Here is a 636-nt window from a genome sequence, read left to right as displayed (position 1 = left end):
CGGGATTGTCAATCGATGATGTCGAAGCGGACTTCAAAAACATCAAGCAAAACAATCACCTGCAAACCTCTTTCACCGCTGGTAACGCCATGCGTCCCCGGCAGCGGATGCGTACTTTACGCACGAACCGCCGTGAGGGCAAGGGCTTTTTGAAGATCAGGCCAGATTTCGCCTTCACACCCCTGATTCTGGCACCTGGAGCACTCCAGCCAGCCGATCTCTGACAACAAGGCTCGTCTTGAGCACCCTTTTCTCCACCTGGCGGCGCACGCAAAAAAACCCAGTATTGCGCCCAGAAAATATCCTTGCATGACGCCACTCCCGGCCCAGACATGATGGAAATGAGCATCCCTCTGATGAACTCCGACGCTGACAAACCTATGCGAGGTGCTTCAAGCCACACAAAAACGCCCCCACAGCAAAAGCTGCAGGGGCGATTCTTGGCAAAACCAGGGATAAAAAAAAGCGCACATCATTTTTCGTCAATGACAGAACCATCACAACACGATGTGAAGTGGTCCCCGGAATTCGGACCAGGCGCTAAGCTCTGATCAGACCGACCAGGAGAGCTTGATCATGAGCAGGAAACGTCGACAGTACAGCAGTGAGTTCAAAGCCAAGGTAGCCCTCGCCGCC

General features: G+C 53.5%; 1 protein-coding gene. It reads left to right on the top strand.

What is annotated here, in order from left to right; genetic code table 11:
- Nucleotides 1-224, top strand: a 224-nt coding sequence (locus IZU87_RS17310) for a hypothetical protein (protein ID WP_213115370.1), incomplete at its 5' end; no start/stop codon positions are given.
- Nucleotides 225-636: the final 412 nt, after the last annotated feature.

Source organism: Cobetia sp. MC34, from assembly GCF_018340035.1.
Taxonomy (GTDB): Bacteria; Pseudomonadota; Gammaproteobacteria; order Pseudomonadales; family Halomonadaceae; genus Cobetia; species Cobetia amphilecti.
The sequence above is the reverse complement of the archived record's forward strand: the minus strand, read 5'-3'. Positions and strand labels throughout refer to the sequence as shown.